The 22,574-nt window shown below is 71.4% G+C and carries 26 protein-coding genes, 2 tRNA genes and 1 pseudogene; 8 read left to right on the top strand and 21 right to left on the bottom strand.

The annotated features are described in order from the left end of the window. The first annotated feature begins 5 nt into the window (after positions 1-5). The 3 genes from Ae331Ps2_RS13915 (at position 6) to Ae331Ps2_RS32030 (ending at position 1,930) form a co-directional block, all read left to right on the top strand. Entirely contained in the window at positions 6-1,100 is a 1,095-nt protein-coding gene (locus tag Ae331Ps2_RS13915) for an SDR family oxidoreductase (RefSeq protein ID WP_075308444.1), read from the top strand. Positions 1,101-1,125: 25 nt separating this feature from the next. Beyond that, positions 1,126-1,674, top strand: a complete 549-nt coding sequence (locus Ae331Ps2_RS13910; protein ID WP_075308446.1) for a TetR/AcrR family transcriptional regulator — start codon at positions 1,126-1,128, stop codon at positions 1,672-1,674. 109 nt (positions 1,675-1,783) lie between these two features. Continuing rightward, entirely contained in the window at positions 1,784-1,930 is a 147-nt protein-coding gene (locus Ae331Ps2_RS32030) for a hypothetical protein (protein ID WP_020623819.1), read from the top strand. A gap of 56 nt (positions 1,931-1,986) precedes the next feature. On the opposite strand, the gene Ae331Ps2_RS13905 is transcribed toward Ae331Ps2_RS32030, so the two are convergent. Further along, a complete protein-coding gene (locus Ae331Ps2_RS13905; protein ID WP_075308448.1) occupies positions 1,987-3,150 on the bottom strand; it encodes a YbfB/YjiJ family MFS transporter in 1,164 nt (387 codons plus the stop codon). A 114-nt stretch (positions 3,151-3,264) separates the two neighbouring features. Between Ae331Ps2_RS13905 and Ae331Ps2_RS13900 the strand changes: the two genes are divergently transcribed. Then, on the top strand, positions 3,265-3,831 hold the full coding sequence (locus Ae331Ps2_RS13900) for a TetR/AcrR family transcriptional regulator (protein WP_020627238.1): 567 nt from the start codon (positions 3,265-3,267) through the stop codon (positions 3,829-3,831). A 4-nt stretch (positions 3,832-3,835) separates the two neighbouring features. On the opposite strand, the gene Ae331Ps2_RS13895 is transcribed toward Ae331Ps2_RS13900, so the two are convergent. Beyond that, positions 3,836-5,128, bottom strand: coding sequence for an MFS transporter (locus Ae331Ps2_RS13895; RefSeq protein WP_249265606.1), 1,293 nt, complete (start codon positions 5,126-5,128; stop codon positions 3,836-3,838). Positions 5,129-5,547: 419 nt separating this feature from the next. Here Ae331Ps2_RS13895 and Ae331Ps2_RS13890 point away from each other — a divergent pair. Continuing rightward, positions 5,548-5,623 (top strand) — tRNA-Arg (locus tag Ae331Ps2_RS13890). Positions 5,624-5,750: 127 nt separating this feature from the next. On the opposite strand, the gene Ae331Ps2_RS13885 is transcribed toward Ae331Ps2_RS13890, so the two are convergent. The 18 genes from Ae331Ps2_RS13885 to Ae331Ps2_RS13805 all read right to left on the bottom strand — a co-directional run bounded on the left by Ae331Ps2_RS13885 (position 5,751) and on the right by Ae331Ps2_RS13805 (position 18,777). Next, entirely contained in the window at positions 5,751-7,127 is a 1,377-nt protein-coding gene (locus Ae331Ps2_RS13885; protein ID WP_075308452.1) for a tyrosine-type recombinase/integrase, read from the bottom strand. Then, on the bottom strand, positions 7,127-7,318 hold the full coding sequence (locus Ae331Ps2_RS13880) for an AlpA family transcriptional regulator (RefSeq protein WP_075308454.1): 192 nt from the start codon (positions 7,316-7,318) through the stop codon (positions 7,127-7,129). The genes Ae331Ps2_RS13885 and Ae331Ps2_RS13880 overlap by 1 nt, the downstream gene beginning before the upstream one ends. Positions 7,319-7,792: 474 nt before the next feature. Continuing rightward, complete coding sequence (locus Ae331Ps2_RS13875; RefSeq protein WP_075308456.1) at positions 7,793-8,965, bottom strand: AAA family ATPase; 1,173 nt, start codon at positions 8,963-8,965, stop codon at positions 7,793-7,795. Next, positions 8,962-9,915 carry a bifunctional DNA primase/polymerase gene (locus tag Ae331Ps2_RS13870; protein ID WP_170917031.1) on the bottom strand — a complete coding sequence of 318 codons (954 nt, stop codon included), beginning with the start codon at positions 9,913-9,915 and terminating at the stop codon, positions 8,962-8,964. The genes Ae331Ps2_RS13875 and Ae331Ps2_RS13870 overlap by 4 nt, the downstream gene beginning before the upstream one ends. Next, positions 9,912-10,280, bottom strand: coding sequence for an RRQRL motif-containing zinc-binding protein (locus tag Ae331Ps2_RS13865; RefSeq protein WP_212567627.1), 369 nt, complete (start codon positions 10,278-10,280; stop codon positions 9,912-9,914). Before Ae331Ps2_RS13865 ends, Ae331Ps2_RS13870 begins: the two co-directional genes overlap by 4 nt. After that, the gene (locus Ae331Ps2_RS13860) at positions 10,277-10,816 is read right to left on the bottom strand and encodes a hypothetical protein (protein ID WP_075308458.1); all 540 of its coding nucleotides are present in this window, start codon (positions 10,814-10,816) and stop codon (positions 10,277-10,279) included. The genes Ae331Ps2_RS13865 and Ae331Ps2_RS13860 overlap by 4 nt, the downstream gene beginning before the upstream one ends. Before the next feature lie 17 nt (positions 10,817-10,833). Further along, positions 10,834-11,310, bottom strand: a complete 477-nt coding sequence (locus tag Ae331Ps2_RS13855; protein WP_139318826.1) for a DUF3307 domain-containing protein — start codon at positions 11,308-11,310, stop codon at positions 10,834-10,836. Between the two features lie 108 nt (positions 11,311-11,418). Continuing rightward, positions 11,419-11,619 (bottom strand): hypothetical protein, encoded by a 201-nt coding sequence (locus Ae331Ps2_RS13850; protein WP_083695543.1) that lies wholly within the window; start codon positions 11,617-11,619, stop codon positions 11,419-11,421. Between the two features lie 268 nt (positions 11,620-11,887). After that, positions 11,888-14,275: an FtsK/SpoIIIE domain-containing protein gene (locus Ae331Ps2_RS13845; RefSeq protein WP_075308460.1), complete on the bottom strand. Its 2,388-nt coding sequence runs from the start codon at positions 14,273-14,275 to the stop codon at positions 11,888-11,890. A 17-nt stretch (positions 14,276-14,292) separates the two neighbouring features. Then, positions 14,293-15,534, bottom strand: a complete 1,242-nt coding sequence (locus tag Ae331Ps2_RS13840) for a hypothetical protein (RefSeq protein WP_075308462.1) — start codon at positions 15,532-15,534, stop codon at positions 14,293-14,295. Between the two features lie 28 nt (positions 15,535-15,562). Continuing rightward, complete coding sequence (locus Ae331Ps2_RS13835) at positions 15,563-16,084, bottom strand: hypothetical protein (RefSeq protein ID WP_139318827.1); 522 nt, start codon at positions 16,082-16,084, stop codon at positions 15,563-15,565. A 148-nt stretch (positions 16,085-16,232) separates the two neighbouring features. Next, positions 16,233-16,406, bottom strand: a complete 174-nt coding sequence (locus Ae331Ps2_RS32025; RefSeq protein ID WP_170917030.1) for a hypothetical protein — start codon at positions 16,404-16,406, stop codon at positions 16,233-16,235. After that, positions 16,403-16,603, bottom strand: coding sequence for a hypothetical protein (locus tag Ae331Ps2_RS13830; RefSeq protein ID WP_075308466.1), 201 nt, complete (start codon positions 16,601-16,603; stop codon positions 16,403-16,405). The genes Ae331Ps2_RS32025 and Ae331Ps2_RS13830 overlap by 4 nt, the downstream gene beginning before the upstream one ends. A 71-nt stretch (positions 16,604-16,674) precedes the next feature. Further along, on the bottom strand, positions 16,675-16,875 hold the full coding sequence (locus Ae331Ps2_RS13825) for a hypothetical protein (protein ID WP_075308468.1): 201 nt from the start codon (positions 16,873-16,875) through the stop codon (positions 16,675-16,677). Positions 16,876-17,070: 195 nt separating this feature from the next. After that, complete coding sequence (locus tag Ae331Ps2_RS13820) at positions 17,071-17,376, bottom strand: hypothetical protein (protein ID WP_139318828.1); 306 nt, start codon at positions 17,374-17,376, stop codon at positions 17,071-17,073. Positions 17,377-17,840: 464 nt separating this feature from the next. Next, complete coding sequence (locus Ae331Ps2_RS13815) at positions 17,841-18,122, bottom strand: hypothetical protein (protein WP_075308472.1); 282 nt, start codon at positions 18,120-18,122, stop codon at positions 17,841-17,843. Beyond that, a complete protein-coding gene (locus tag Ae331Ps2_RS31230; RefSeq protein WP_139318829.1) occupies positions 18,119-18,304 on the bottom strand; it encodes a hypothetical protein in 186 nt (61 codons plus the stop codon). Before Ae331Ps2_RS31230 ends, Ae331Ps2_RS13815 begins: the two co-directional genes overlap by 4 nt. Positions 18,305-18,483: 179 nt before the next feature. Beyond that, positions 18,484-18,777, bottom strand: a complete 294-nt coding sequence (locus tag Ae331Ps2_RS13805; RefSeq protein ID WP_075308474.1) for a hypothetical protein — start codon at positions 18,775-18,777, stop codon at positions 18,484-18,486. Positions 18,778-18,932: 155 nt separating this feature from the next. Between Ae331Ps2_RS13805 and Ae331Ps2_RS13800 the strand changes: the two genes are divergently transcribed. Together Ae331Ps2_RS13800 and Ae331Ps2_RS32020 are read left to right on the top strand one after the other, a co-directional pair. Further along, positions 18,933-19,700, top strand: a complete 768-nt coding sequence (locus tag Ae331Ps2_RS13800; protein WP_075308475.1) for a GntR family transcriptional regulator — start codon at positions 18,933-18,935, stop codon at positions 19,698-19,700. A 1,547-nt stretch (positions 19,701-21,247) separates the two neighbouring features. Beyond that, positions 21,248-21,308 (top strand) — tRNA-Phe (locus Ae331Ps2_RS32020). 112 nt (positions 21,309-21,420) lie between these two features. Here Ae331Ps2_RS32020 and Ae331Ps2_RS13790 read toward each other — a convergent pair. Further along, positions 21,421-22,209: a tyrosine-type recombinase/integrase gene (locus Ae331Ps2_RS13790; RefSeq protein ID WP_212611736.1), complete on the bottom strand. Its 789-nt coding sequence runs from the start codon at positions 22,207-22,209 to the stop codon at positions 21,421-21,423. Positions 22,210-22,435: 226 nt separating this feature from the next. On the opposite strand from Ae331Ps2_RS13790, the pseudogene Ae331Ps2_RS33255 reads away from it, so the two are divergent. Then, positions 22,436-22,574: pseudogene (locus Ae331Ps2_RS33255) on the top strand (IS5/IS1182 family transposase); the annotation flags it as partial.

Raw genomic sequence — 22,574 nt, 5'->3', positions numbered from 1 at the left:
CCGGGATGAGTGTCGTGCTGTTCACCGGGTTCCCCGGTTTCCTCGGGTCGGCCCTGCTGCCGCGGACACTGCGCCGCGCGCCGGACTCGCGCGCGGTCGCCCTGGTGCAGGCCAAGTTCCTGGGCCAGGCCCGCACGACCCTGGCGCGGATCGAGCGCGAGGCGCCGGAGATCGCCGGGCGCACCGACCTCGTCGTCGGGGACATCACCGTCGACGGGCTGGGGCTGGAGCAGGCCGACCGGGAGCGCCTGCTCGGTGGGCCGCTGGAGATCTTCCACCTGGCCGCGGTCTACGACCTCTCGGTGCCGGCGGACATCGCGTGGTCGGTGAACGTCGAGGGCACCCGGCACGTCGTGCGGTTCGCCGAGGCCGCGTCGGAGCTGGTCCGGCTGCAGTACGTGTCGACCTGCTACGTCTCGGGCCGCTACGACGGCATCTTCTCCGAGACCGACCTGGAGCTCGGCCAGCCCTTCACCAACCACTACGACCACACCAAGCACGAGGCCGAGCGCGTCGTGGTCAAGGCCCGCGACGCCGGCCTGCCGGTGTCGATCTACCGGCCGTCGGTCGTCGTCGGGGACTCGGTCACCGGGGCGACGCAGAAGTTCGACGGCCCGTACTACCTGCTGCAGCTGATGGCCCGGCAGGGCCGGACCGCGTTCGTCCCGCTCCCCCGGGCGGCGGCGCGGACCCGGTTCAACCTGGTGCCCTCGGACTACGTCGTCGACGGGATCGCCGCGCTGGCCGGGCACGGTCCGGCGGTGAACCGGACGTTCGCGCTGGCCCAGCCGGCCCCGCCGACGGTGACCGAGATGTGCGAGGTGTTCGCCGACCGGCTCGGCAAGCACCTGCGCGTGGTGCCGATGCCGGTCGGGCTCGCCGCGTTCTCCATCGACCACGTGCCCGGCGTCGGACGGCTGTTCAAGGTCCCCTCCAGCACGCTGGAGTACCTGACCCACCCGTCGCACTACGACACCGACGCGACAACCGCGATGCTGGGCCCGCTGGGCGTGCACTGCCCGCCCTTCGAGGAGCACGTCGACGCGATGGTCCGCTTCTTCCGGGAGAATCCGCAGGTCGGAACGGCTGCGATGGTCTGACGCACGGAGGTCTACCGTCTCCGGCGTGGCCATCGAGCGGAACGACGTGCTCCTCGCGGCCGCGACCGTGCTCGTGCAGAACCCGGCCGCGTCGATGTCGGAGATCGCGACCGGCGCCGGCATCAGCCGGGCGACCCTGCACCGGCTCGTCGACGGCCGGGAGGCGCTCCTCGAGGAGCTCAGCGAGATGGGCGTGGAGCGCGGGATCACCGCGATCCGGGAGGCCCGGACCGACGAGGGCGACCCGATCGAGGCGGTGCGCCGGGTCATCGTCGGCCTGTTGCCCTCGGTGGACCTGTGGGTGCTCGCCGAGCGCATCCAGTCCAGCGACGAGGTCCTGGCCCGCTACGCCGAGATGGACACCCTGCTCGTCGAGCTGTTCCAGCGCGGCCAGCGGAGCGGGGTCTTCTGCGTGACCCTGTCCGCGACGTGGATGACCGAGGCGCTCTACGCCCTGCTGACCCGGTCGGTGCTCGCCGCCCACGACGGCAGGCTCGCCCGGCAGGAGATCGTCGGGGTCACCGAGCGGACCCTGCTGGCCGGGGTCGTGGAGACCGCTGCGCCGAGCGGATGAGGCGTGACACACGATCGTAACCCTTGAGACATCGGAGTCTCATTCGCTACTCTCGTGGTGCGAATCGGACAGACCAGCTTCCGAGTCGACCACTACGAGGAGGTAGCCGATGACCACCCACGAGACCCCGACGCCGTCCTGGCCCGAGACCCTGCGGGACGCCGCCCAGCGCACCGGGAACGTGCTCCGCGAGATCTGGGTGGGCATCGACACCTGGAACGCCGTCACACACGGCCGCACCCCGAGCCGTCGCTGATCCCGGCCTGATCCCGTCCCCCGGTGCGGCACGTCCGCACCGGGGGACGTCGTCGTTCAGGCCCGGTACGCGTCCGGCGGCGCCAGCCGCGGGTGCAGCTGCGCCCAGGCCAGCAGCCCCAGCGCGGCAGCGACGGCGAGCGTCCCCGCCGTCCCGATCCGGCCGGCCAGGGCCCCGGCCAGCGGCGAGCCCACCGTCTGACCGACACCCAGGGCGAGGCACGCCCAGGTCACCGCACGTGCGGGAGCACCCGGGACGATGTGGGCGGCCCACAGGATGCACAGCCCGGTCAGCCCGATGTAGCCCGCGCCGAACAGGCCCGCCGAGACGACCGCGCCGAGAAGGCCCGGCTCCGGCAGGGCGAGCAGGGCGATCCCGGCCGAGAACAGGGTCCAGACGACGAGCCCGACCGCCCGCAGGCCGTGCCGCTGCGCCGCCCGTCCCACCGCGCCGCCGAGCACGCCGACCACACCGATCGCACACCACGCGACGGTGCCGAGGACCGGCCCGGCCCCGACCTCGTCGAGCCGCGCGGTCGAGAAGGTCCAGTACGGCGCGCTGACCACCCCCAGCAACCCGGCGACGACCAGCAGCGGGAGCACCCGGCCGCGCCCCCGCTCCGTGGGCGCCGCCTCGGGAACGCCCCGCGGCAGCAGCCATGCGGCGGCAACGGTGACGACGACCGCGACCAGGCCGAACCCGAGCCAGACGGCCCGCCAGTCCCCCGGCAGCAGCGGCGTGAACGCGGTCAGCGCGAGCCCCGCCCCGGTGCCGGTGTTCGCCCAGGACTGCGCCCGGGTGCGCGCGGCGACACCGACCGTCTCGACGACGAGCTGCGCCACCCCCGGGGTGGCGATGCCGGCCCCAGCTCCCGCCACCACGATCGCGACAGCGAACACCACCACTCCCGGGGCGAGGGCCATGAGCAGCAGTCCCACCGTCGCGGAGACGGCGGCCGCGACCGTGGCACCGCGCGCCGACCGCGCCGACAGCGCCGGAGCGGCGAGCAGCCCGAGGACGTAGCCGGCCGTGGAGAGCCCGCCGAGCACGCCGACCGCGGCCGGGGTCAGGCCGAACGTCTCGGTGAAGCGAGGCACGAACAGCCCGTAGGCGTAGCGAGCGACGCCGTAGCAGAGCGCGATCACCCCCGCGCCGAGCAGCGCGATCGTCCACCAGGGCCGGTCGGTCGTGGGCGCGGAGCGTTCGCAGGTCGCCGTCATGCCGCTAGTGAACAGACCTGTCTGTTTGTTTGCAACTCGAACTGCCCGATGCAGCGGTCGCCGCTGGTAGGATCGGCGAATAGAACAGACCGTTCGGTTGTCCGAGGGGGCCGCATGGCACGCACACGGCGTGGCGACGCCGGGGCCAAGGTGCTCGACGCCGCGTCCCGGCTCTTCTACCGGGACGGCATCAACGCGGTCGGGGTGGACACCGTCGCCGCGGAGGCGGGCGTCACCAAGACGGCGCTGTACACGAACTTCGGCTCGAAGGACCGGCTCGTCGTCGCCTACCTGCGGGACCGCGACCGCCGATGGCAGTCCGACATCGACCGGATCACCGCCGACCACGCGTCGCCGCGGGACCGGATCCTCGCCGTCTTCGACGCCTACGAGACCTGGCAGTCCCGGGAGGACTTCCGCGGCTGCGCGTTCCTCAACGCGGCCTCGGAGCTGCCGCGGCTCGACCACCCGGCCCGCGAGGTCGTCCGGCACCACAAGACCGCGCTGCGCAGCTACCTGCAGGCCCAGGTCGAGCGGCTGGGCACGGCTGAACCGGCCGCGCTCGCCGGGACCCTGATGATCCTCCTGGAGGGCGCGGTCGCGACGGCGGTGGTCGAGCGCGGGCCGGGGCCGATCCGCGCGGCCCGGGAGGTGGCCGACGGTCTGCTCCCGGCGGCCTGAACGGTCACACCGGGACGGGTCCGTGCGGGTGCTGGTCGTCGACGACGAGCCGGTGCGCGTGCGTCCAGCCGTGCACCGACCGGCGCGCGGTGACGACATGGGCGCGATCGGCGTCGTGGTCGTGACGGTGCCGGACGAGATCGGCGCCGGCCGTCGGCCAGACCGTCACCGCCACCCCGAGCGCGACGACGGCGAGCGCGGCGAGAACCGACCAGGTCACCGTCCAGCCGGCCGAGACCGCCAGCCAGCCGGTGAGCGGGTAGGTGACCAACCAGCAGGCGTGCGAGAGCGAGAACTGCGCGCTGAACAGGGCTGGCCGCTGACCGGGCCCCGCCGAGGTGCGCAGCAGGCGACCGGTGTTGACCATGATCCACCCCGGGCCGAAGCCGATCAGCGCCCACGCGAGCGTCGCGGTCGTCCACGACGGCGTTGCCGCCAGCAGCAGGGTCGCCCCGGCCGCCAGGCAGGAGAGCGCCGCGCCGGCCAGCATCACCGTCCGGACCGGCAGCCGTCGGGCGAGCCACGGGGAGGTCAGCGCCGCCGCGGCCGTCCCCGCGCCGGACACCGCGAGCAGCAGCCCGACGTCGGCCTCGGTGCCCCCGAGCAGGTCGCGGACGACGTTCACCGTCGTCACGAGCGACACCACCCCGACCGCGGCGACGACGACGTTCAGCGCCAGCAGCCCCCGCAGCTGCGGGACCGCCCGGAACAGCCGGACCCCGAGCAGCAGCCGGGTCGCGAAGTCACCCTGGGCACGACCCGCAACCGGCGGGACGACCGTCGCCGCCACGAGGACCGCGGAGAGGACGAACCCGGCGCAGGTGCCGACGAACAACGTCGAGTAGCTCGTCACCGCGACCGCCGCCGCGGCCAGCAACGGACTCAGCACCGTCTCCGCGCTACTCGCGAGCTGTGCGGCCGACAGTGCTCCGGCATAGTCCTGCTCGTCGGGCACGACGTCGGGGATGACCGACTGGAACACCGGCGTGAACGTCGCCGAGGCGACCTGCAGCACCCCGACCAGGGCGAACACCTGCCAGATCTCGCTCACCCAGGGCAGGACGAGCACGACCGCAGCGCGGACGACATCCGCACCGACCATCAGCATCCGCCGCGGGGCCCGGTCGGCGACCGCGCCGACCACCGGCCCCACGACGACGTAGGCCGCCATCTTGATCGTCAGCGCCGATCCCAGGACGAGAGCGGCCCGCTCGCCGGCGAGGTCGTAGGCGAGGAGCCCGAGCGCGACCGTCGTGAGCCCGGTCCCGACCAGCGCGACGACCTGGGCCGTGAACAACCGACGGAACCGCGTGTTCCGGAACAGCGATCGCACTGACCCTCCCCTGTCGACTGCGGGGACCCTAGAACGATTTCCCCATCGCCCCCACGGAGCAGTTGCCGGCGCGGAGCATCAGCCGGACAACGCGATCTGCGACTTTTCGGCGACAGCGGCCCGGCGCGTCGACTGCGCACGAATCCGCTGGTCAGCGTCCCATGAACGGGCGCACGAGCTGCGAGCGAATCGCTGTCGCCGCACGCTCGCAGGAGCCTTCCGATGTCGTAGTGGCCGATATCACGAATGGGCGCCGCCGCGATTCCGCGCCCCCCCGAAGGAAACGGGGTCTCCGCTCCGGTTCGGCGTTCTCACCCCGGCGCCGTCCCGGGCGATGACGGCGGCGAGGTGGAGCCCGGGGCTTCCGGGTAACCTGCACTCGCGCCCTCGTAGCTCAGGGGATAGAGCACCGCTCTCCTAAAGCGGGTGCCGCAGGTTCGAATCCTGCCGGGGGCACCACCAAAAACAGCCCCTCACCAGGCGAAACCCGGTGAGGGGCTGATCTTGTTCTGTCCGGCCATACCCCGCCGTAGACGGGTCTGAGCGGGCATCTGTTCCCAGGACGTTCCCAAATCCTCCCGGCGCCCTACAGCGGCGCGGGAGACCCGAGCGCGGCCATCACACGGCGCCGCGCCTGAGCGTCCTGGCCCTCGATGCACTTGGCGTAGACCTTCAACAGCACCTCGACCGAGTGCCCGGCCCACTCGGCGACCTGCGTCGCCGGGACACCCGCATTGAGCCACGTCGAGACGCAGGCGTGCCGCAGCGAGTACGGCGTGGCTGCGAGCGGTGAGGCCGCCACCTCCGGGGTGAAGGCGATCACTCGGGCCGCCTGCCATGCGCGGATATAGGTGATCTTGGGCAGCTCGACGACCCGGCCCCCGGGGAACAGCCGGCCATCCTCGCCCAACCCGAACGCGGCCACATGCTGTTTCAGCAGCTCCACCAGCTCAGGAGGAGCCGGGACAGGGCGATGCTCCCCGCGAGCGCGCCCCTTGAGCTGCCGCCGGTCTCGTTGCTCGCCATCGTTGGTCCACTCGGCACCAGCGTGCGGCGTCGCCTCGTCTAGGTGGATTTCACCCCAGCCGCCGCCCGCCGGGAGCGAGAGGTTGGCCGCCCGCACGTTCGCGGCCTCCTCCGGGCGCAGCGCGGCGAAGTACATGAGGGCGAAGAACGCGACCAGCCGCGGCCCGCTGCGCCGGGTCTCCCGGACCGCCGCGAGCAGGGTTCGCGCTTGCACCGGATTCACCACTGTTCGACGGTCCACGGCACCGGACGGCTTCGGCGCCTTCCACTTCAACCCCACCAGTGGATTCGCCCGCAGGTGCCCCAGCTCGACCGCATACTCGGCGGCGTTGTACAGCACCCGACGGCGCTGATTCGCCACCGTCGCCGCGGCGGGCTTTCCGTCCAGCCGGGTGCTGATCGAGTTCAGCACTGACCGGAGCACCCCCGGATCGGCCAGCGATGCGACGGAACGACTGTGGCGCCGCGCCCACACCAGCGCCTCCCGAACATCCGCCGGTTGGTCGGGCGCATCGCGCCGCCCTGTATTGAATGCCCACCGGTGCAGTGCGCGCCGCAGCACCACCGGATCAGGGCGCCCATTCGCATCGTCGAGCATGGCCACGGTCGCAGCAGTCAGCGCCTCCGATATGCCACGCCGATACGTCGCAGCGGCGCCAGGCCACTTCATATCCATGTAGCTGCACGCGAAGTCCAGCCAATTAGTGGCCTGCGCTGGCCGGGTTGCAGAAACGGGCAACCCCGTCGCGACGTCGAATGCCTCGCCGCCACGAGACGCACTGAGGAGTTCAGCACGATAGCTGTCCGCAAGTGCACTGGTCCGGAACCGCTTCTTCCACCGCTTCGTCCCGACCCTCCACATGACGGTGTAGGCGGTGGTGGTCTTGCCCTTGTAGACGTCGGTTTTCCAGATGCGAACGTCGTAGGTGGTGGTCATCAGGCGGCTACCTCTTCCAGGCTGTTGAGCCAGGTTTCGAAGTCGGTCCGGCGGATGCGGATTTCGCCGTTGGGGAGTTTGATACAGCGGGGTGCGCGGCCTTTTGCGCGCCAGTCGTAGAAGGTGGAGCGGGAGATGGCGAGTTCGGCGCAGAGGTCGGCGACGGTGAGGCGGGCGGCGGACCGGCTCATGGGGTTCCCCTCCGGATGGAGTGACAGCGCGGCGTGAGTGTCACTCGGGTTGTCACAGCGGTTTACGCAGGTCAGACGGGGTGGAGTGACACAGTGACAGCGGTGGGGTCCACGCCGGTGGGGCCCGGCCGTCGCCGCTGGCGGGCGTCTCGGCCGCGGCCCGGCTCCGGCGGCCGAGTGACAGAGTGACACCCCCGCGGGCCCTATCACTCCCTCTGTCACTCACGTTTCCGCAGGTCAGCGCGGGTCGAGTGACAGAGTGACAGAGGTGGGGCCCCGTCACCGTCACGTGGCTGTCGCCGCGGCGCGGCGCCGTCGCGGTCCGGCGGCCGAGTGACAGAGTGACACCCCCGCGGGGGCTGTCACTCGAACTGTCACTCATGTTTGCGCAGGTCAAAGTGGGTGGAGTGACAGAGTGACAGAGGTGGGGCCCGGTCACGGTCACGCGGATGTCACTCGGGCCGGTCGGGCGGGTCACTGGTGTTCTCCCTGGTCGTCGGGGGTTGAGTGACGAAGTGACAGCAGTGACAGTGGTTCGATGGCGGGTGTGTCACCGCTGTCACTGGTGTCACTCGTTGCTGTGGTGGCGGTGTCGGCGGGCCAGTACTGGCCACCGGCGTTGCTGCGGAGTTGTCCGTCGGTTTCCATGCGTCGGCATGTCTGGCGCACGGTTCCGGCGTCCTTGTCCAGTGCCGCGGCGATCTCCCCGGGCTTGCGGCCGGGGTAGTCGCGTAGATAGCGGATGATCAGGGATCGGGTGTCGCCCATCTGGAAGTCCGAGGCTTTCCCGTCGAGTAGCGACCACGCCCCCGCGCCCGGGTCGAACGCGAGCGGGTAATCCGTTTCGTCGACGTCGCGGCCGGTGACGTGCAGAACCCCATCGGCTTGGGCGCGGGCGCGTTCGAGAACGAGTACCGCATCGGCTGCGCCGGCCAACCCGTTGGTGCCCGACACCGTGGCCAGGAAATCCTCGGCCGCGGCTTTACGGACGTGGTGGACCAGCACGACGGCGACGCCGTAGTGATCGGCGACCCGTTTGATCCGGGTCATCGCCGTGTAGTCGGCATCGTAGGCGGCGACCCCGGGGGCGGGGGTGCCGCGAACTTTGACGAAGACGTCGATGACAACCATGCGGGCATCGGGGTGGGCGTCGAGCCATTGCGAGATCTGCTCAGTGCCCCCGGCGGGCATCGGTTCGCAGGCAATCGACAGGGTCAGCCCGGCCGGTGCAGGCCGCCCGCCCAACGCGATTTCCATACGGGACTTCAACCGGCGCGGGGTGTCTTCCAGGGCGAGGTAGAGCACGGAGCCCTGTTCGGCAGGAATCCGCCCGAACGCCGGACGCCCGGCGGCGATATCGAGCGCGAGACCCAGGCTCATCCAGGACTTGCCGACCTTCGGGGGCCCGGCGAGCAGGGTCACGCCCTCACAGATCACCCCGGGCACCGCCCACCGCGGCGTGGGGAAGTCCATGGCCATCAGTTCCTCCGCTGTCCAGGCCGTGCGCCGCGGCGCCGGGGCCTCCGTCAAGTTCGGTCCGCCCCGCCTGCCCCCGCCCTGCGGGCCGCTCAACGGGCCCTGTGTGGGCGTGTGCGGGGCGTTCCCGATCGGGGTGGGGTGAGGGGCTGGGGTGGGTGGGGGGTTCATGCGGCGTCCTCGATCCGTCGGGGTCGCTTCGCCCCGGCCCGCAGACCGGACGCGATCGTCTTGTCCGCCTGCGCCGCGCTGTAGGCGCCGAGGGCGACGTGCCCGGCACACGCGCTGCGCAGCACCTGCCAGGCCTCGCCCTCGGGTAGAGCTCCACCGGCGACGAGCTGTCCGAGGGCGACCGCGGCGACGTACAGGTGGGCGTTGCGTTGGGACTTGGGTGCCCCGGTCACCCGTGCTGTTTCAGCCCGTAGTGCGACGTCGAGGTAGCGGTCGCGGCGCCCGGCGCCGGTCCGGATCGGACCCGCTGGAACAGCCGGGGGCGGGGGCGGGGCGAGCCGGGCGGCCAGCCAGTCCGGCAGCTCCACCGGCTCCACTGCCCCGACGGTCCGGTAGGTGCCGGTCGGGACGTGGGAACCGGCGGCGACGACGTAGCCGCCGTGGGCGCGGGTGTCGATCTTCCAGCCCAGGCCGTGCCCGCCGTCCCCGGCGGTGTTGCGGAACTCGACCCCGGCCGGGGCCCGGAAGTACAGGTGCCGCCCGCCCGACGGTGTGGTGACCTCGTAGGTCGCCGGAAGTTCCCGGCCCCACTCGGCGAGCAGCGCGGCCAGCACCCCGGCGCCGTCGATGACGCCCCGTCCCGCCCACTCGGGCGGGATGTCCTCGCCGTCGGCGCGGGTGTCGAGGTCGATCACTACCAGCCCGGCCCGCCCGGTCGGCAGGCCGATGTTGAACGCGCCCGCCGTCCACGCCGCCCGGATCCGGCCCGGGTCGGTCGTCGCCCGCTGCTCCCAGCCCTGGTGCCCGTCGGCGCACGGCCCGGCCCCGGCGCACCCGGTGTGCCCGTGCAGCGCCGGACGCTTGCTACCGGGGCGCAGCGGGAACACCGGCCACCCCCGGCCGGCCAGCTCCAGGGCCACCCGGCACAGCTCGCCCCGCCCGGCGTTCACCGGGTCTCCTCGTGGCAGTCCACGCAGCACCCGAGCGAGCGCGGGATGCAGTACCCGACGTCGACCGTGCAGACCGGGCACCGACGCCGGGCGGCCAGCGCCCGGCCCAGGGCGACGCGTTGTGCCGGGGTCGGGACCCGCTTGACGGCCAGCTCGGCCGGGTCCCACAGCAGCGCCCACCGGCGACCGCGGCGGCACTCGATCCGCCCCACCGGCGCCGCCCCGCCCGGGGCCCGCCCGGCGGCGCGCATCTGGCGCCGGGTCACCAGCCCAGCCGGAGCGCCGCGCCAGCGCCACGTCGGGAGCCCGTCACACATGCGGGCGGTGGGTTGCCAGCCCCACCGCTCGGTCAGCACCCCGCTCACCGCCGGCCCCCCGCAGCGTCCGGCTCCTTAGCGTCGTCCGCGGCGTCGGTGCAGGTCGGGCAGCGCATCCCGGCCGGGCCGACGCTCCAGTCCTGCATGTCGGTCCAGTAGGAGACTGCGGCGGCCCGGGTCGGGAAGTGCGGGGTGTAGTCGGCGTCAACGTCGGCGGCGCTGCCGCACACGGTGCAGTTCGCGGTGTAGCAGGTGTGCACCCGGATCCCGGCCGGGACCGGCGCCGGGGGCCGGTTCTCGTCCTCGTCCTCGCACGAGAACGTGTCGTGATCGGCGAACGGGTCCCCGGCGGTGTCGGGCTCCCAGAACCGCTCCTGCGGTGCCCCGTAGCGGGCCGCGCTGGCACACGTCCACACCTCAGCCAGGGTGCGGATCACGTCGGGGGTCAGGTGATGACGCATCTCGAACAGCAGATCCGCCGCGGCGACGACCGGATGGAGCACCGGCCCCGCGGACCCGGTGGACCCGCCGCAGTGGGTCGGGTCGGTGCACAGTGCGGAGTGGGTGTCGTGGGTGGTGGTCATGACGGTTCTCCTCGTGCTCAGCGGCGCCGCGCGGCCAGCGCGGCGACAGCGGCGGTGGCGGCGATCCCGGCCGGGATCTGCACCTGGACGTGGGCGGCCTGATCGAGCAGCGCCTTGCCGTTGATCCCGGCGCCGGCCAGACCGAAGAACCGAGACCGGCGGGTGCGGCGGGCGTAGACCTCGAGGAGGCGACCGTCGTCGATGACCGCGTGCACGAGCGCTTCGGTGAGCGCCCCGGCGAGCTGTGCGGCGGCCGGGACGCGGAGTCCGGCGAGCCGGTAGAGCGCGGCCTTGGTGACGGCTTGAGTGAGGGCGTAGGTCCCGGCGTGGATGGCGAGGGCGCGGCGCCCGGCCGGGGTGCGGTCCTGCTTGTGCGCGGCGCAGGTGTCGGTCTGGACGAGGTAGTCCCCGCCGTGGTGACCGAGCAGTGATCCGATCGCGGTGAGGGTGACCAGCGCGGCCTGATCGGCGGTCCGCAGAGGGTGTGTCGACATCGCAGGCTCCTGTTTTCGGCATGAGTGGGTCGCGGCGGCGCCCGAGCTGGGCGTCGTCGGAAGAGGTGGTGCGGCTAGATCAGCGGGGCTCGGCCGTCCGGGCCGGGGTCAGTGCTCGGCGTCGCCTCGTCGGCGGGGGCGGTGCTGGTGGTGGAACCCGCCCGGGCCGGGGGTGTCGAACGAGGTCGTGCGCCGGGTCAGGTTGTGGGTGAGGCGCCCGATCTGGATGGCGAACGACCACCGGCCGGACTGGTTGACCGTGGCCCGCAGCGGGCCGAACCGGAACGTCTTACGGGCGCGGAACTTCACGACGAACCTCCAACGATCGGTGACTATGAGTGACTGCCGGTGGTGGGGTGGTGGGGCGGGGTGAGGCAGCGCCGGAACGGTCGCCACCCCGCGTTTTCACCGGTTTCCGGGGGTCGGTGGCGGCTGCCTCACCCCGCCTCACCCCCTCACCCTGCGGATATCTGTGCTGATCATCGGGGGTGAGGGGTGGGGGTGAGGGTGGGGTGAGGGCCGGGGTGGACGTCCACCCCCACGTTTCTGCCTCACCCCGTGCCTCACCCCGAACCACTCATCCCTGATCGTCACCGTCAGTGCCGAAACCGAGGTCGGTGTCGTCGTCGGTGTCGTCGTCGGCGGTATCGGCGAGCAGCCGGTCGGCCTGGATCTTGAGCAGGTCCGCGCGACGCACCCGCGGGTAGCCCTTGACCGAGACCTCGGGGACCTTGGCGTTGTTGAGGTACTTGGCCAGCGTCTTGGCCTCCCACGTGCCGTAGGTCGTGAAGTCGTGCTTGTGCAGGCAGGCGAGCAGGTCCGAGCGCTTGAGGTGCTTCGCCTCGCCCATCACCTCGACCATGACCGCGATGTGGTCGACGTCGTCGACGGTCTCCTCGGGTCCGGCGGTGGTGGTGGCGCGCCCGGCCTTGGCCCGCTGCTCCTTGGCCCGGGTGACCAGCTCGGTTGCCTCGTCACCGCTGATGAAGTGGGTGCGCAGGATGATCGAGGACTCCCCGGTGGGCAGGTCCATCCCGACGCCGTTGAGGACGAGGGTTCCCTTGTCGACGCCCTGGCGCAGCAGGTGCGGCGCCGCGCCGCCGTCGACGGCCTTGTCCCCCACCGCCATGCGGGCCTGGGACTCGGTCCCCACGACCAGCGACCCGCGGATGTGCGCGCCCTCCCGCACGAGCTTGGGCAGGTTCTGATCGGTCGGGTCCTGGGTGCCCTGCCACAGGTGCACGTTCACCGCCCGCCCCTGGTTGTGGATCTTGCGCACGGCCATGAAGAACCGCGACCGGGCCGACCGGCCGCCGTAGGGGTTCTTGTCGGAGTCCACGACCGGGCACATGTAGGCCTGCTGCGCCTCGTCGATGACCGCGAACAGCGGGTGGAACCCGCTGCCGGGCTTACGGGCCAGGTCCCGGGTGACGCCGTTGGGGTACTTGTCGCGGTCCATCGACCCCAGGCGACGCTCCATCTCGGCCACGACCCGCTCCAACATCTCGGTCGCGGCGATCACGTGCTCATCAGCCGGGCCCTCGATCAGCTCCGAGGCCAGACCGTCGAACATGTGCCAGTCCCCGACACCCTTGAGGTCAGCGATCCGGAACTCCGCGGTCACGTCGAACATCACCCACAGCACCAGCGCCCGCAGCGCCGCGGTCTTGCCCTGGTTCGACAACCCGGTGATCAGCAGGTGGAACTGCTTGAGCGAGATCCCACGGGCCTGCCCGCGCAGGTCACGACCCCACGGCGCGTGCCCGGTGTAGACATCGGCGCGGACCCCGTCCGGGTCGCCCAGCAGCGGCGACGGCCCGATCGGCTCGTCCAGGGCGCCGCTGTCAGCGACCCACAGCCGCACCGTGCGCGGCGCCGGGACGGTGATGAACACCTCGTACTCGTGGCGGTCCAGGTTCTCGGCGAGCTTGCGCCGGCGACGCTGGATCTCCGAGGTGTCCACCCCCGACGGCAACCGGACGTCGACCTCGACCCCGGCACCGGCGACCCGGATCGGCCCCAGCATCGCGCCACCGGCGTCGTCCATCGCCTTGATCGCTTTGGCCAGCGCGGACACCCCGAGGTTGCGCAGCGCGATGACCACCTTCGACGGGGTCACGTTCTCATCGACCGCGCCCATCGTCCTCGGCGCGATCCACCCCGGTGCGCTCGTGCGGGTCTTACCCAGATTCCACACGTAGAGCAGCCCCCCGGCCGTGGCCGCGGCCAGCACGAACACGCCGTAGGCGGTGAGGAACCACGCCGTCCACGTGATCAGCGTGACCAGCCCGACGATCGGCGCGACGACCTTGGACACGTCGCCGGTACCGATGGCCAGGACGATGCCCAGCGCGAGCAGTAGCCCGGTCACCCCGGCCACGCCGAGAGCGAACGCCTTGACCAGCTCCAACGGCGAGGAGATCCAGTCCATGACCCGCTGGTGACGCCGGGCCTTCTCCGCGGTCGCGCGGGCCTCCCACTCCCGCAGCGACTCCTGATCACCCACCGACTCCGCCGCGCGCATCATCCGCTCGTAGCGGTCCGCGCCGTGACTGTCGCGCCACCGCCGGGCCACCACGCCCACCCCCGCGACGACGTACCACGCGTTCAACGCGGTCCCCGTCACCGCCGTGCGGGTGTAGGGGTGCGTCACCGCCGTCCGAGTCGTGGCCACCAGCCGGGCCGGGGCCTGCCGCGCGACCCGGGCCACCGCGGTCCCCGGACGCCGCGCCGGGACGACCTCGACCGCACCCGCCCCACCCTCAGCGGTGGCGGTGTCCTCGTCCTCGTCCTCGACGATCTCGGCGTCGATGACCTCGCCGTCCACCACCTCCGGGACGTCCTCATCGCGGCGGGGCCGCGGGCCGGGCGGCGGGCGGCGGCCGTGCTCACCCGGGCTGGTGTAGCGGGGCCGGGTGCCCTCGATCGTCTCGCCGTCCCCGGCGCCCTGCGGGCCCTCGTTCATGTCTCGATTCCCCTCGATCATCGCTGGTCACCGTCCTTGTCGGTCGTCGTGTGGGTCGGGGCGTGGGTGTGCTCGTCGCGCAACGTCCGAGCCCGGGCCGGGGAGATCCGCAGGGTCTTGCGGATCGACTCCGCCGAGGACGGGTCGACCTCCCCCGCAGTGACCGCGGCGGCCAGCTCGGCGCGGAGCTGATCCAGCGAGCGGGTCAGCGGCAGCCGGTGCGCCCGCGGCGTGCGGGGCCGCCGCGACGGGCGGTCGGCGGTGGCGACGCCGTGCCCACCCGGCCGCTCCCCGTCGGACTCGGTGTCGGTCTCGCTCTGTGGTGTGGGCTGGTTCCCGGTCCCGTCCGCGGGGTCGTCAGCGGACGGGACCGGGAGGCTCGACAGGTAGGAGGTGATCTCGGCGGCCAGGTCCTCCCCGACCGGCGACGCCTCCCCGACCGACAGCCCCGGCGTCGCGGCCGGAGTCAGCCGCGCCCGGCGCCGGACCGCGGTTCGGTGCACCCGGTAGGTGCCCGGTGCGATCACCAGGCGGGCGTCACCGTCGGCGTCGATCTCGGCGACCGCAGCGTCCAGCGCGGCGCGGCGGGCGTCGGCGAGCTTGCGCCCAGCCGCTCGGGACTGGCGGGCCGCGGCCCGCTCGTCGCGGGTCCGGCGAGCCCGCCGGGGTCCGGCGACCACGAGCTGGTGGGCGATGACTCCGGCGATCGAGACGACGCCCATGACCAGGCCGGTGATCGTGCCGCCGTTGGCCTCGGCGGTGGCGCCGTGGGCGATGTTGAGTCCGGCTGCGACCGCGGCGAACGTCCACACCCCGACCTGTAGCGACCACACCGGCGCCTCGGGGTCGCTCTTGCGGCGGGCCTGCACGGCCAGGGCGAACGCCCACATGCCCAGCTCGGACAGCACGGGCAGGACGTAGCCGGTCGCGCCGCCGTACAGCTCGGCGCCGTAGGCGGCCATCGCCGGGACGGCCATGAGCGCGGAGGCGATCGCGAGGGGGTAGATGAGCAGGTCGATCCGGTGCGCGGACAGCCACGCCCCGGCCGCGGCGCGGCGGGCGGCGTTCAGGGTGCGCTTGCGGTCGGTGTCGGCCTGGCGCCGGGCGGTGCGCTCGGCGGCCCGCCGGTCGGCGACCTCCGCGCGCACGGCCTCGGCGTGCAGAGCACGTTCGGCGGCGGCGTCGGCGTCACGCCGGGCCTGCTCCGCCGCGGCGGCGCGGTCGTCGCGGCGACGCTGGGCGTAGTCGTTGCTGGACACGATGGTTCTCCCTTCTCGGTCGTGCGGGTCAGCGGAAGTCAGTGCGGGACAGGCGGCCGGTCACGGCGAGGCGGACGGCCAGGCGCTCGACCCGGGCCAGGCGGGGCCGCAGGAGCGCGGTGGCGTGGCGCTGGGCCGCGGCCCAGGACAGGCCGGTGCGGTAGTAGCGCTCGCTGTAGTCGAAGTCGCCGCGGTCGCGGGCGGCGTCGTCGCCGGTCGCGCCGACGTCGCGGCCGCCGAGGTAGCGGGCGGTGAACAGGTGCTGCCCGGCCCGTCCGGCGGCGCACCCGATGAGGAAGCCGACGACGTTGGACTCGTTGAGCCGCCCGGACGCACCGTGCTTGCACGACGCACCACACGGCCCGCCGAACAAGCCGGTCTCCACCCGTGCGGGACCGGCCGCGAACCCGGCGTGGGCCCAGGCCAGACCGTGACCGACCTCGTGCGCGGCGACCGCGAGGACGTCGCGGCGGACCCCGGCGTCCAGGGCGGCGGCGACCGTGCGCGCCTTCACTGCCGCGCTGGCCGCGGTGCTGGGTTGGCTTAGCATTGCTGGTCTCCTGTCGTTCGCAGGGCTCCGCCACCCCCGGGGCCGCGCAGTGCGCGGCCACCGGGAGCGAGCGGGACGTGTGGATGGCGTTGGGGGCCCGGCCCGGCGGGGCATCTCTCTGGCGGGAGGTCCGCCGGGCCGGGCGCAGTCAACGGCGGCGCCGGGGGTGGAACCCGCCGCACCGGCTGCACTCGGCCGGGATCGAGCCGTAGCGGCGGCAGTCGCCCTCGGCCTCCAGGCGTGTCCGGTAGTACGGCTGCCCGGGGCAGCGGCGGTGCTGCCGATACGCCCTGGCCCGCGACGGGCGGCTGACCGCGCTCACCGGGCCTGCTTGCCGTTGACGAACACGACGCCGTCGCGGATCTCGACCGTCGCGCCGGCCGGGACGGTCAGGGTCTTGCCGCCGGGCAGGACGGCGATCCCCTGACCGCCGTTGACGGTGTGCGTACGCCCTCCGGCCTCGACCGAGGCCCGTCCGGTGCCGAAGTGCGACACCACGGGAACCTGCTTGCTGCTCATCTGGATCTCCCTCACTCGCTGAATGGCTGTGCGCGGCCCGGGATCGACGCCGCGCCGATGGGTGCCGGGGGTCAGCCGACCTTCTTGCCGTTGACGTAGACGACGCCGTCGCGGAAGGAGACCTTCGCCCCGGCCGGGACGGTGATCGTCTTGCCGTTGGGCAGGACGACCGGCGACTCACCCTCGGCGGCGGCGCGGGTGCGGCCGTTGACCGTGACCGTGTTGCGGTCGCGGCCGTAGGTGGCGCTGATGTCGGTGCGCTTGCTGCTCATCTCGTGCTTCCTCCGTGGTTGTGCTGACCGGTCACCAGGTGGTGCCGGTGTCGTGCTGACGACCCCGTGGGGGTCAGGCGGGACGGCGGCGGCATCGGCCCCGCCCGCACGTCGTCGGTGGCGCGCCGTCGCGGGGCAGCTCGACCGGGCGCTTGCAGCGGGTGCAGCGGGCCCGGACCCGCATCTGCGGGGCGGTCATCGGGTGGCCTGTTCGTCGGCCTCGTGGACCCACAGCACCCGGATCCGACGCCCGGTCTCCCGGGCGGCGGTCACCCGGTGCGCACCCTCCCGCACGAACGACCCGCCACCGCACAGGCGCACCACACACACCGGGTCCCCGCCCGTGGCCCGGGCCCGCGGATCACGCTTGTAGCGCTCCACATCCCGGCGGTGGATCACCCCGCCACGCAGGCGCAGCGACCACGGATCCACCCACGCCCCACGGCCGTTGCGGCGCCACCACCGCGCCGTCTGCCGCCGCGGACCACCCGACGTGCTCACCGTCGACCCCGCCGCTCACGCGCCGCGGCGCCGACCTGGTCGACATGCGCGCTCCACTCGGCCTGACCGTGCTCGTGAGCGTCGGTACGCCCGCACAGCGAGCACCCGGACCGGATGTGAACCCGCACCCGCATCACTCGCCTCGATCCGAGGCCAGGCCGTGGGCCATGACGTGGCGGTGGCACGCCGGACGCGAGCACACCGACCCCATCCCCGAACGCACCGACCGGTTGCACCCGACGCAGCGGACCTTCCCGGTGCTCTCCTCGGTATGGACACCACGACGGTGATGACGCGCCCGGCGCGTCTCCTCGGCCACCGTCCGGCCCGCTCGGGCCCCACCCTTCGCCGTGCTCGACAACCAACCCATCACGCACTCCCGTTCTGTCTGTCCACTGTGGATCTTGCTGTTACGGCTGTGCCGGTTCCGTCGTGCCCACCCCGCCCCCAGGCCGGGTGAGCGGTCAGTGACCACCCCCGACCAGACCGACGCGGCGCGCGGTCTGCGCCGTCAGATACGTGGCCGGATACGACGGCGCGGTCACCACCGACTGCTTGCCGGGCCCGCGCAGGTCGAACCGCAGCCGGCCATCGGGCAGCGCCACGACAGCGGCCACCTGCGCCCACGACCCGCCGGCGGCGCCGTAGGAGTAGATCCACCACCCCACCCGCACCGACCGCGCCGGATGTTCCCGGGCCGCCGACGCCGCGACCCGCTCGACCGACCGGTCCAGGCGGGCGCTCACGCCGCACCCCCAGCGGGCGGAACGTCACCGTCGCTACCGAGCCGGGCGAACTCCGCCCGCTGCCCGGCCGCGTCGACCTCGATGACCGCGGCCAGGTACGCGGCGTTGCGGCACAGCTCCCGCAGCTCCCGCCACGCCCCCGCCGCGCACAGCCAGGACGAGACCGCCTCCGAAGCCAGCATGCCGATCGCCACCCACACCAGCGGCACAACCGTCGTCGGCAGTGGACCGAACACACCAGCCAGGGCCAGACCCGCCACGCCGATCAACACGGCCTGCCCAGCCCCAGCGAGTGCCTGAGTCCGGACCTCCGAGCGGGCCCCATCCATCACCTGACGCTGCCGGGCGTCCACCACCCGGATCACGCGGCCTCACCGCCCAGAACGGCGCCCGCAGTACCGACCCGACCCAACGCCGACCGGCGCCCGACCGTCGACAGCGCCACCCGGGCGATCGCACGCCGCGCCTCGCGGCGCTCACGGCAGGCGATCCCGTACTCCGACGCACCCGGCGACGCCTGAACTGCGAGCGAGCCCCACACCTCACGGGTCACTTCGTCCCAGTACCGACGCACGGCCCGACGGCCGTCGTCGCTGAGCTGCGCCACACACTCCACGAGCGCGCCGCCCGCATCCGTGTTGTCAACCTCGTCCACAGTCGCTCTCTCCTCCGCTGCAGTTACCGCTACGGTGGTCCGTAGCACCGTTGCACCGTAGCGCCACGGTGCCACGGTGCACAAGAGCGGTTCGGTGCCACGTTGCAGCGGAGCACTACGCTGCCCTGGACGAGGCGAACGAGGACGGAGCCACCATGAGCGAGGCGAAGATCAACCCCCACTCGGGCGTGCCACTCTGGCGACAGGTCGCCGACGGCCTGCTCAGCGATATCCGCGCCAGACGACTCGACATCGGCGACCGAGTGGATGGCTACCGAGAAATCGCGACAAAGTGGGGCGTCGGCCCAAGCACTGCTCTAGCCGCGCTCAATCATCTTCGAAACTCCGGAGTCATCTCGTCGGATCGCGGCCAGGCGGCGAAAGTCCTCCGGCGGCCACTAATCACACGACGCATGGCCGGTCGATACACCCATAACGACGATCGAAGCCCAATATCAGCTGACCTGGATCGCGATTCGGTCACTTCCGCTCCTACCGGAGTCGTGACGACTGAAGCAGCCTCTCGCACGATTGCACGTCGCCTCGGAATAGCCGAAGGCGATGCGGTCTCTCGGGTGGACTACCTGTGGGTTGACGATACTGGCCCCATTCAGCGGTCAACTCAGTGGGAGCCGCTGTCTGTAACCAAGGGCACGACCGCCGAAATCCCACCACCGAGTGGTGACCCTCACGTCATTGCCAGAATGGACGCAATCGGCGTCACGACAACACACGTTAACGAGCAATACTCGGCACGAATGCCGACTCTCGAAGAGTCGGAAGAGCTTGAGATGTCAGAAGGAGTTCCAGTCTTCTTCGTCGAGCGAACCCATCTCGCAGGCGAAACCCCCGTCGAAACGGCAGATATCTCGATTCGCGGCGACCGAACGGTCATCTCTGTCGACCATCCAGTAGGAGAGTGAGCCACCGTGAGTCAGGTCATCTCGGTAGTAACCGCCGTAGATCCAACCCGCTCCGAGCACCTGCCTGAGACTTGGAAGGCGCTACAAGTCCAGAAACTCCCAGAGGGCTGGGAATGGGAGTGGCTTGTTCAATGCGATGGCAGGGATGCCGATTCCCAGCGAACGGTGATGTCGTCTATCCCGGTTGAGGACCCCAGGATTAGCTACGGAGCGTCCAGGAAGAGCGGGGTCGCAATCACGAGGACCATGACACTAGCTCGGGCGCGCGGGTCGCTGGTGAAGACTCTCGACGCAGACGATCGACTTACCGCTGGGGCACTCGAACGGGACATTTCCGCGCATTCTGATCCGGAAATTAGTTGGTCAGCAGCGCGGGTAATCGACGAGCACATGGACGGCACACGTTCCGAGCACTACCCATGGAACCCGCCGCCCGGACGGATAGAGATCGGACAGGCCAGAGACGCCTACGCGGATAATTTCAGGATCTTGGTGCATCCCGCGACACTGTGCATTCGGTATCGCCTACTGGTGGCCCTGGGCGGATGGATGAGCCTGCCTGCCTCTGAAGATACGGCCCTCCTAATGGCCCTCAATGGATGTCGCGTCGGATGGTTCTCTGACGAGCCTGGGATGATCTACCGCCGCTGGCCAGAGCAAATGTCGGCCAGCGGCGATCACGCGGACCCCGAAGAACTAGCGATTCGGCGACACCTCGTGAGAACACGCAGTGAGGCTGTCCAAGACGAGTTCTTGACAGTCTCCTGACGGTGGCGGCCGAGGCCGAAGAGAAACCTGCGCGCCACACGATCGGCTCCCACTCTTCTTCTGTCACTCTGTCACTACACCACCTCTGAGCAGCACAAACGAGAGTGACACTGGGAGTGACAGTGCCGGTAGGGCTGTCACTCTGTCACCCGGCTGTCGGATCGGGACTGCGAGAGCGGGGTGCGGTGACGGCGGCGTGGCGGCCACAGGGCCTCAACTCTGTCACTCTGTCACTCGACCCGCGTTGAGCTGCGGGAACGTGAGTGACAGTTCGAGTGACAGGCCAGTGACACTGTCACTCTGTCACCCGGCGGGCTCGGCGGGCCCGGCCGTACGGCGATGCGACCCGTCGTTGCTGCTCCCCCTGCTGTTCCAGCGCCTTGACGTCCACAGCGCTGGAACAGCAGGGGGGACGAGCGCTCGTCGACCGGGGGATCGAGCGGGCTGTACGCGGCCCTCAGGCCTCCGTAGAGGCGCTACGGGACACCGGGTGGCATCCGGGGGTCCCGTCCGAGCGCGGAGGAGCACTGGGACGTCCGCACGGCGGTGCGGCGGGCTGGACGGTTCCAGGCGATGGAACGTCTCCCCACTCTTCTTCTGTCACTCTGTCACTACACCACCCCTGACCAGCACAAACGAGAGTGACAGCCTGAGTGACAGGCCGGTGACACTGTCACTCTGTCACGCGGCGACTCTGGCGGGCCTGTTCCCAGGACGTTCCCAGATGCGCCCGGGATCCCGGGCGCGCCGCGCGTCATCCCTGGTCAGAGTGCGCGCAGGCCAGGACACGATCCACCACTCCTAAAGCGGGTGCCGCAGGTTCGAATCCTGCCGGGGGCACCCACAGAATCAGCCCCTCACCAGGCAGAACCCGGTGAGGGGCTGATCTTGTTCTGTCCGACTCGTACCGGCCGTCAGCGGCTGTGAGCGGGTCTCTGTGCCTAATACGTGCCTACGTCGCGTAGCTCGACCGATCAGAGCCCAGAGCCAGTAGGACGCGGCGGCGCGCCTCGTAGTCCTGTCCCTCGATGCACTTCGCGTAGACCTTCAACAGCACCTCGACCGAGTGGCCCGCCCACTCCGCGACCTGCGTCGCCGGGACGCCAGCGTTGAGCCAGGTCGACACGCACGCGTGTCGCAGTGAGTACGGCGTCGCGGCGAGTGGGGACGCGACGACCTCGGGAGTGAAGGCGATGGACCGCGCGACCTTCCAGGCTCGTATATAGGTGATCTTCGGCAGCTCGACCACCCGCCCCCCAGGAAACAGCCTGCCGTCTTCTCCTAGCCCGAACTCCGCCACATGCTGTTTCAGCAGCTCTACGAGTTCGGGAGACGCTGGAACAGCACGGTGCTCGCCACGGGCACGGCCCTTCAACTGCCGCCGGTCCCGTTGCTCCCCGTCGTCGGTCCACTCGGTCCCGGCGTGCGGCGTCGCTTCTTGTAGGTGGATCTCACCCCACCCGTTCCCGTTGGGCAGCGTCAGGTTGACGGCGCGCACGTTGACTGCCTCCTCCGGCCGCAGCGCGGCGAAATACATGAGCCCGAAGAACGCCACCAGACGAGGCCCGCTGCGCCTCGTCTCCCGCACCGCAGCGAGCAGCGTCCGTGCCTGGATCGGGTTCACCACAGTCCGCCGGTCGACCGCCCCCGATGGCTTAGGGGCCTTCCACTTCAATCCCACGAGCGGGTTCGCCGAGAGGTGCCCCCGTTCGACCGCGTACTCCGCAGCGTTGTAGAGCACCCGGCGACGTTGGTTGACCACCGTCGCGGCCGCAGGCTTCCCGTCGAGCCTTGTACTGATCGTATTCAGGACCGACCGGAGGACCCCCGGATCAGTGAGGTGTTCTCAGTAGCGGGGTGGCAGGTCGTGGCGACACGCCGAGGGTGGTGAGATGAGCGGGAACGGGGCAGGACCCCGGTAGATCGGTTCGGTCCAGCACAGATCGACACCGTCACCGAGGTCCTGCATGTCTGATCCTGTCACCTACACCGCTGTCCTCCCGATCGGGGAGCGCACCGTGGCCTATCTGGCGCGGCTCCTGGTCCTTCAACGCCGTCGACGTGGCACCCGGCGGCGGGCGTTGACCCCGTTCGCCCAGGCAGTGC

It is taken from the genome of Pseudonocardia sp. Ae331_Ps2, assembly GCF_001932405.1.
In the GTDB taxonomy this organism is placed as follows: Bacteria; Actinomycetota; Actinomycetes; order Mycobacteriales; family Pseudonocardiaceae; genus Pseudonocardia.
The sequence above is the reverse complement of the archived record's forward strand: the minus strand, read 5'-3'. Positions and strand labels throughout refer to the sequence as shown.

Coding starts and splice junctions, on each gene's coding strand:
- Ae331Ps2_RS31230 (WP_139318829.1), bottom strand. CDS start 18,304: ATGCTGGCTTCGGAGGCGGTCTCGTCCTGGCTGTGCGCGGCGGGGGCG.
- Ae331Ps2_RS13915 (WP_075308444.1), top strand. CDS start 6: ATGAGTGTCGTGCTGTTCACCGGGTTCCCCGGTTTCCTCGGGTCGGCC.
- Ae331Ps2_RS13875 (WP_075308456.1), bottom strand. CDS start 8,965: ATGAACCCCCCACCCACCCCAGCCCCTCACCCCACCCCGATCGGGAAC.
- Ae331Ps2_RS13885 (WP_075308452.1), bottom strand. CDS start 7,127: ATGACCACCACCTACGACGTTCGCATCTGGAAAACCGACGTCTACAAG.
- Ae331Ps2_RS13825 (WP_075308468.1), bottom strand. CDS start 16,875: ATGAGCAGCAAGCGCACCGACATCAGCGCCACCTACGGCCGCGACCGC.
- Ae331Ps2_RS13860 (WP_075308458.1), bottom strand. CDS start 10,816: ATGACCACCACCCACGACACCCACTCCGCACTGTGCACCGACCCGACC.
- Ae331Ps2_RS13800 (WP_075308475.1), top strand. CDS start 18,933: ATGAGCGAGGCGAAGATCAACCCCCACTCGGGCGTGCCACTCTGGCGA.
- Ae331Ps2_RS13835 (WP_139318827.1), bottom strand. CDS start 16,084: ATGCTAAGCCAACCCAGCACCGCGGCCAGCGCGGCAGTGAAGGCGCGC.
- Ae331Ps2_RS13830 (WP_075308466.1), bottom strand. CDS start 16,603: ATGAGCAGCAAGCAGGTTCCCGTGGTGTCGCACTTCGGCACCGGACGG.
- Ae331Ps2_RS32030 (WP_020623819.1), top strand. CDS start 1,784: ATGACCACCCACGAGACCCCGACGCCGTCCTGGCCCGAGACCCTGCGG.
- Ae331Ps2_RS13845 (WP_075308460.1), bottom strand. CDS start 14,275: ATGAACGAGGGCCCGCAGGGCGCCGGGGACGGCGAGACGATCGAGGGC.
- Ae331Ps2_RS13905 (WP_075308448.1), bottom strand. CDS start 3,150: ATGACGGCGACCTGCGAACGCTCCGCGCCCACGACCGACCGGCCCTGG.
- Ae331Ps2_RS13900 (WP_020627238.1), top strand. CDS start 3,265: ATGGCACGCACACGGCGTGGCGACGCCGGGGCCAAGGTGCTCGACGCC.
- Ae331Ps2_RS13880 (WP_075308454.1), bottom strand. CDS start 7,318: ATGAGCCGGTCCGCCGCCCGCCTCACCGTCGCCGACCTCTGCGCCGAA.
- Ae331Ps2_RS13855 (WP_139318826.1), bottom strand. CDS start 11,310: ATGTCGACACACCCTCTGCGGACCGCCGATCAGGCCGCGCTGGTCACC.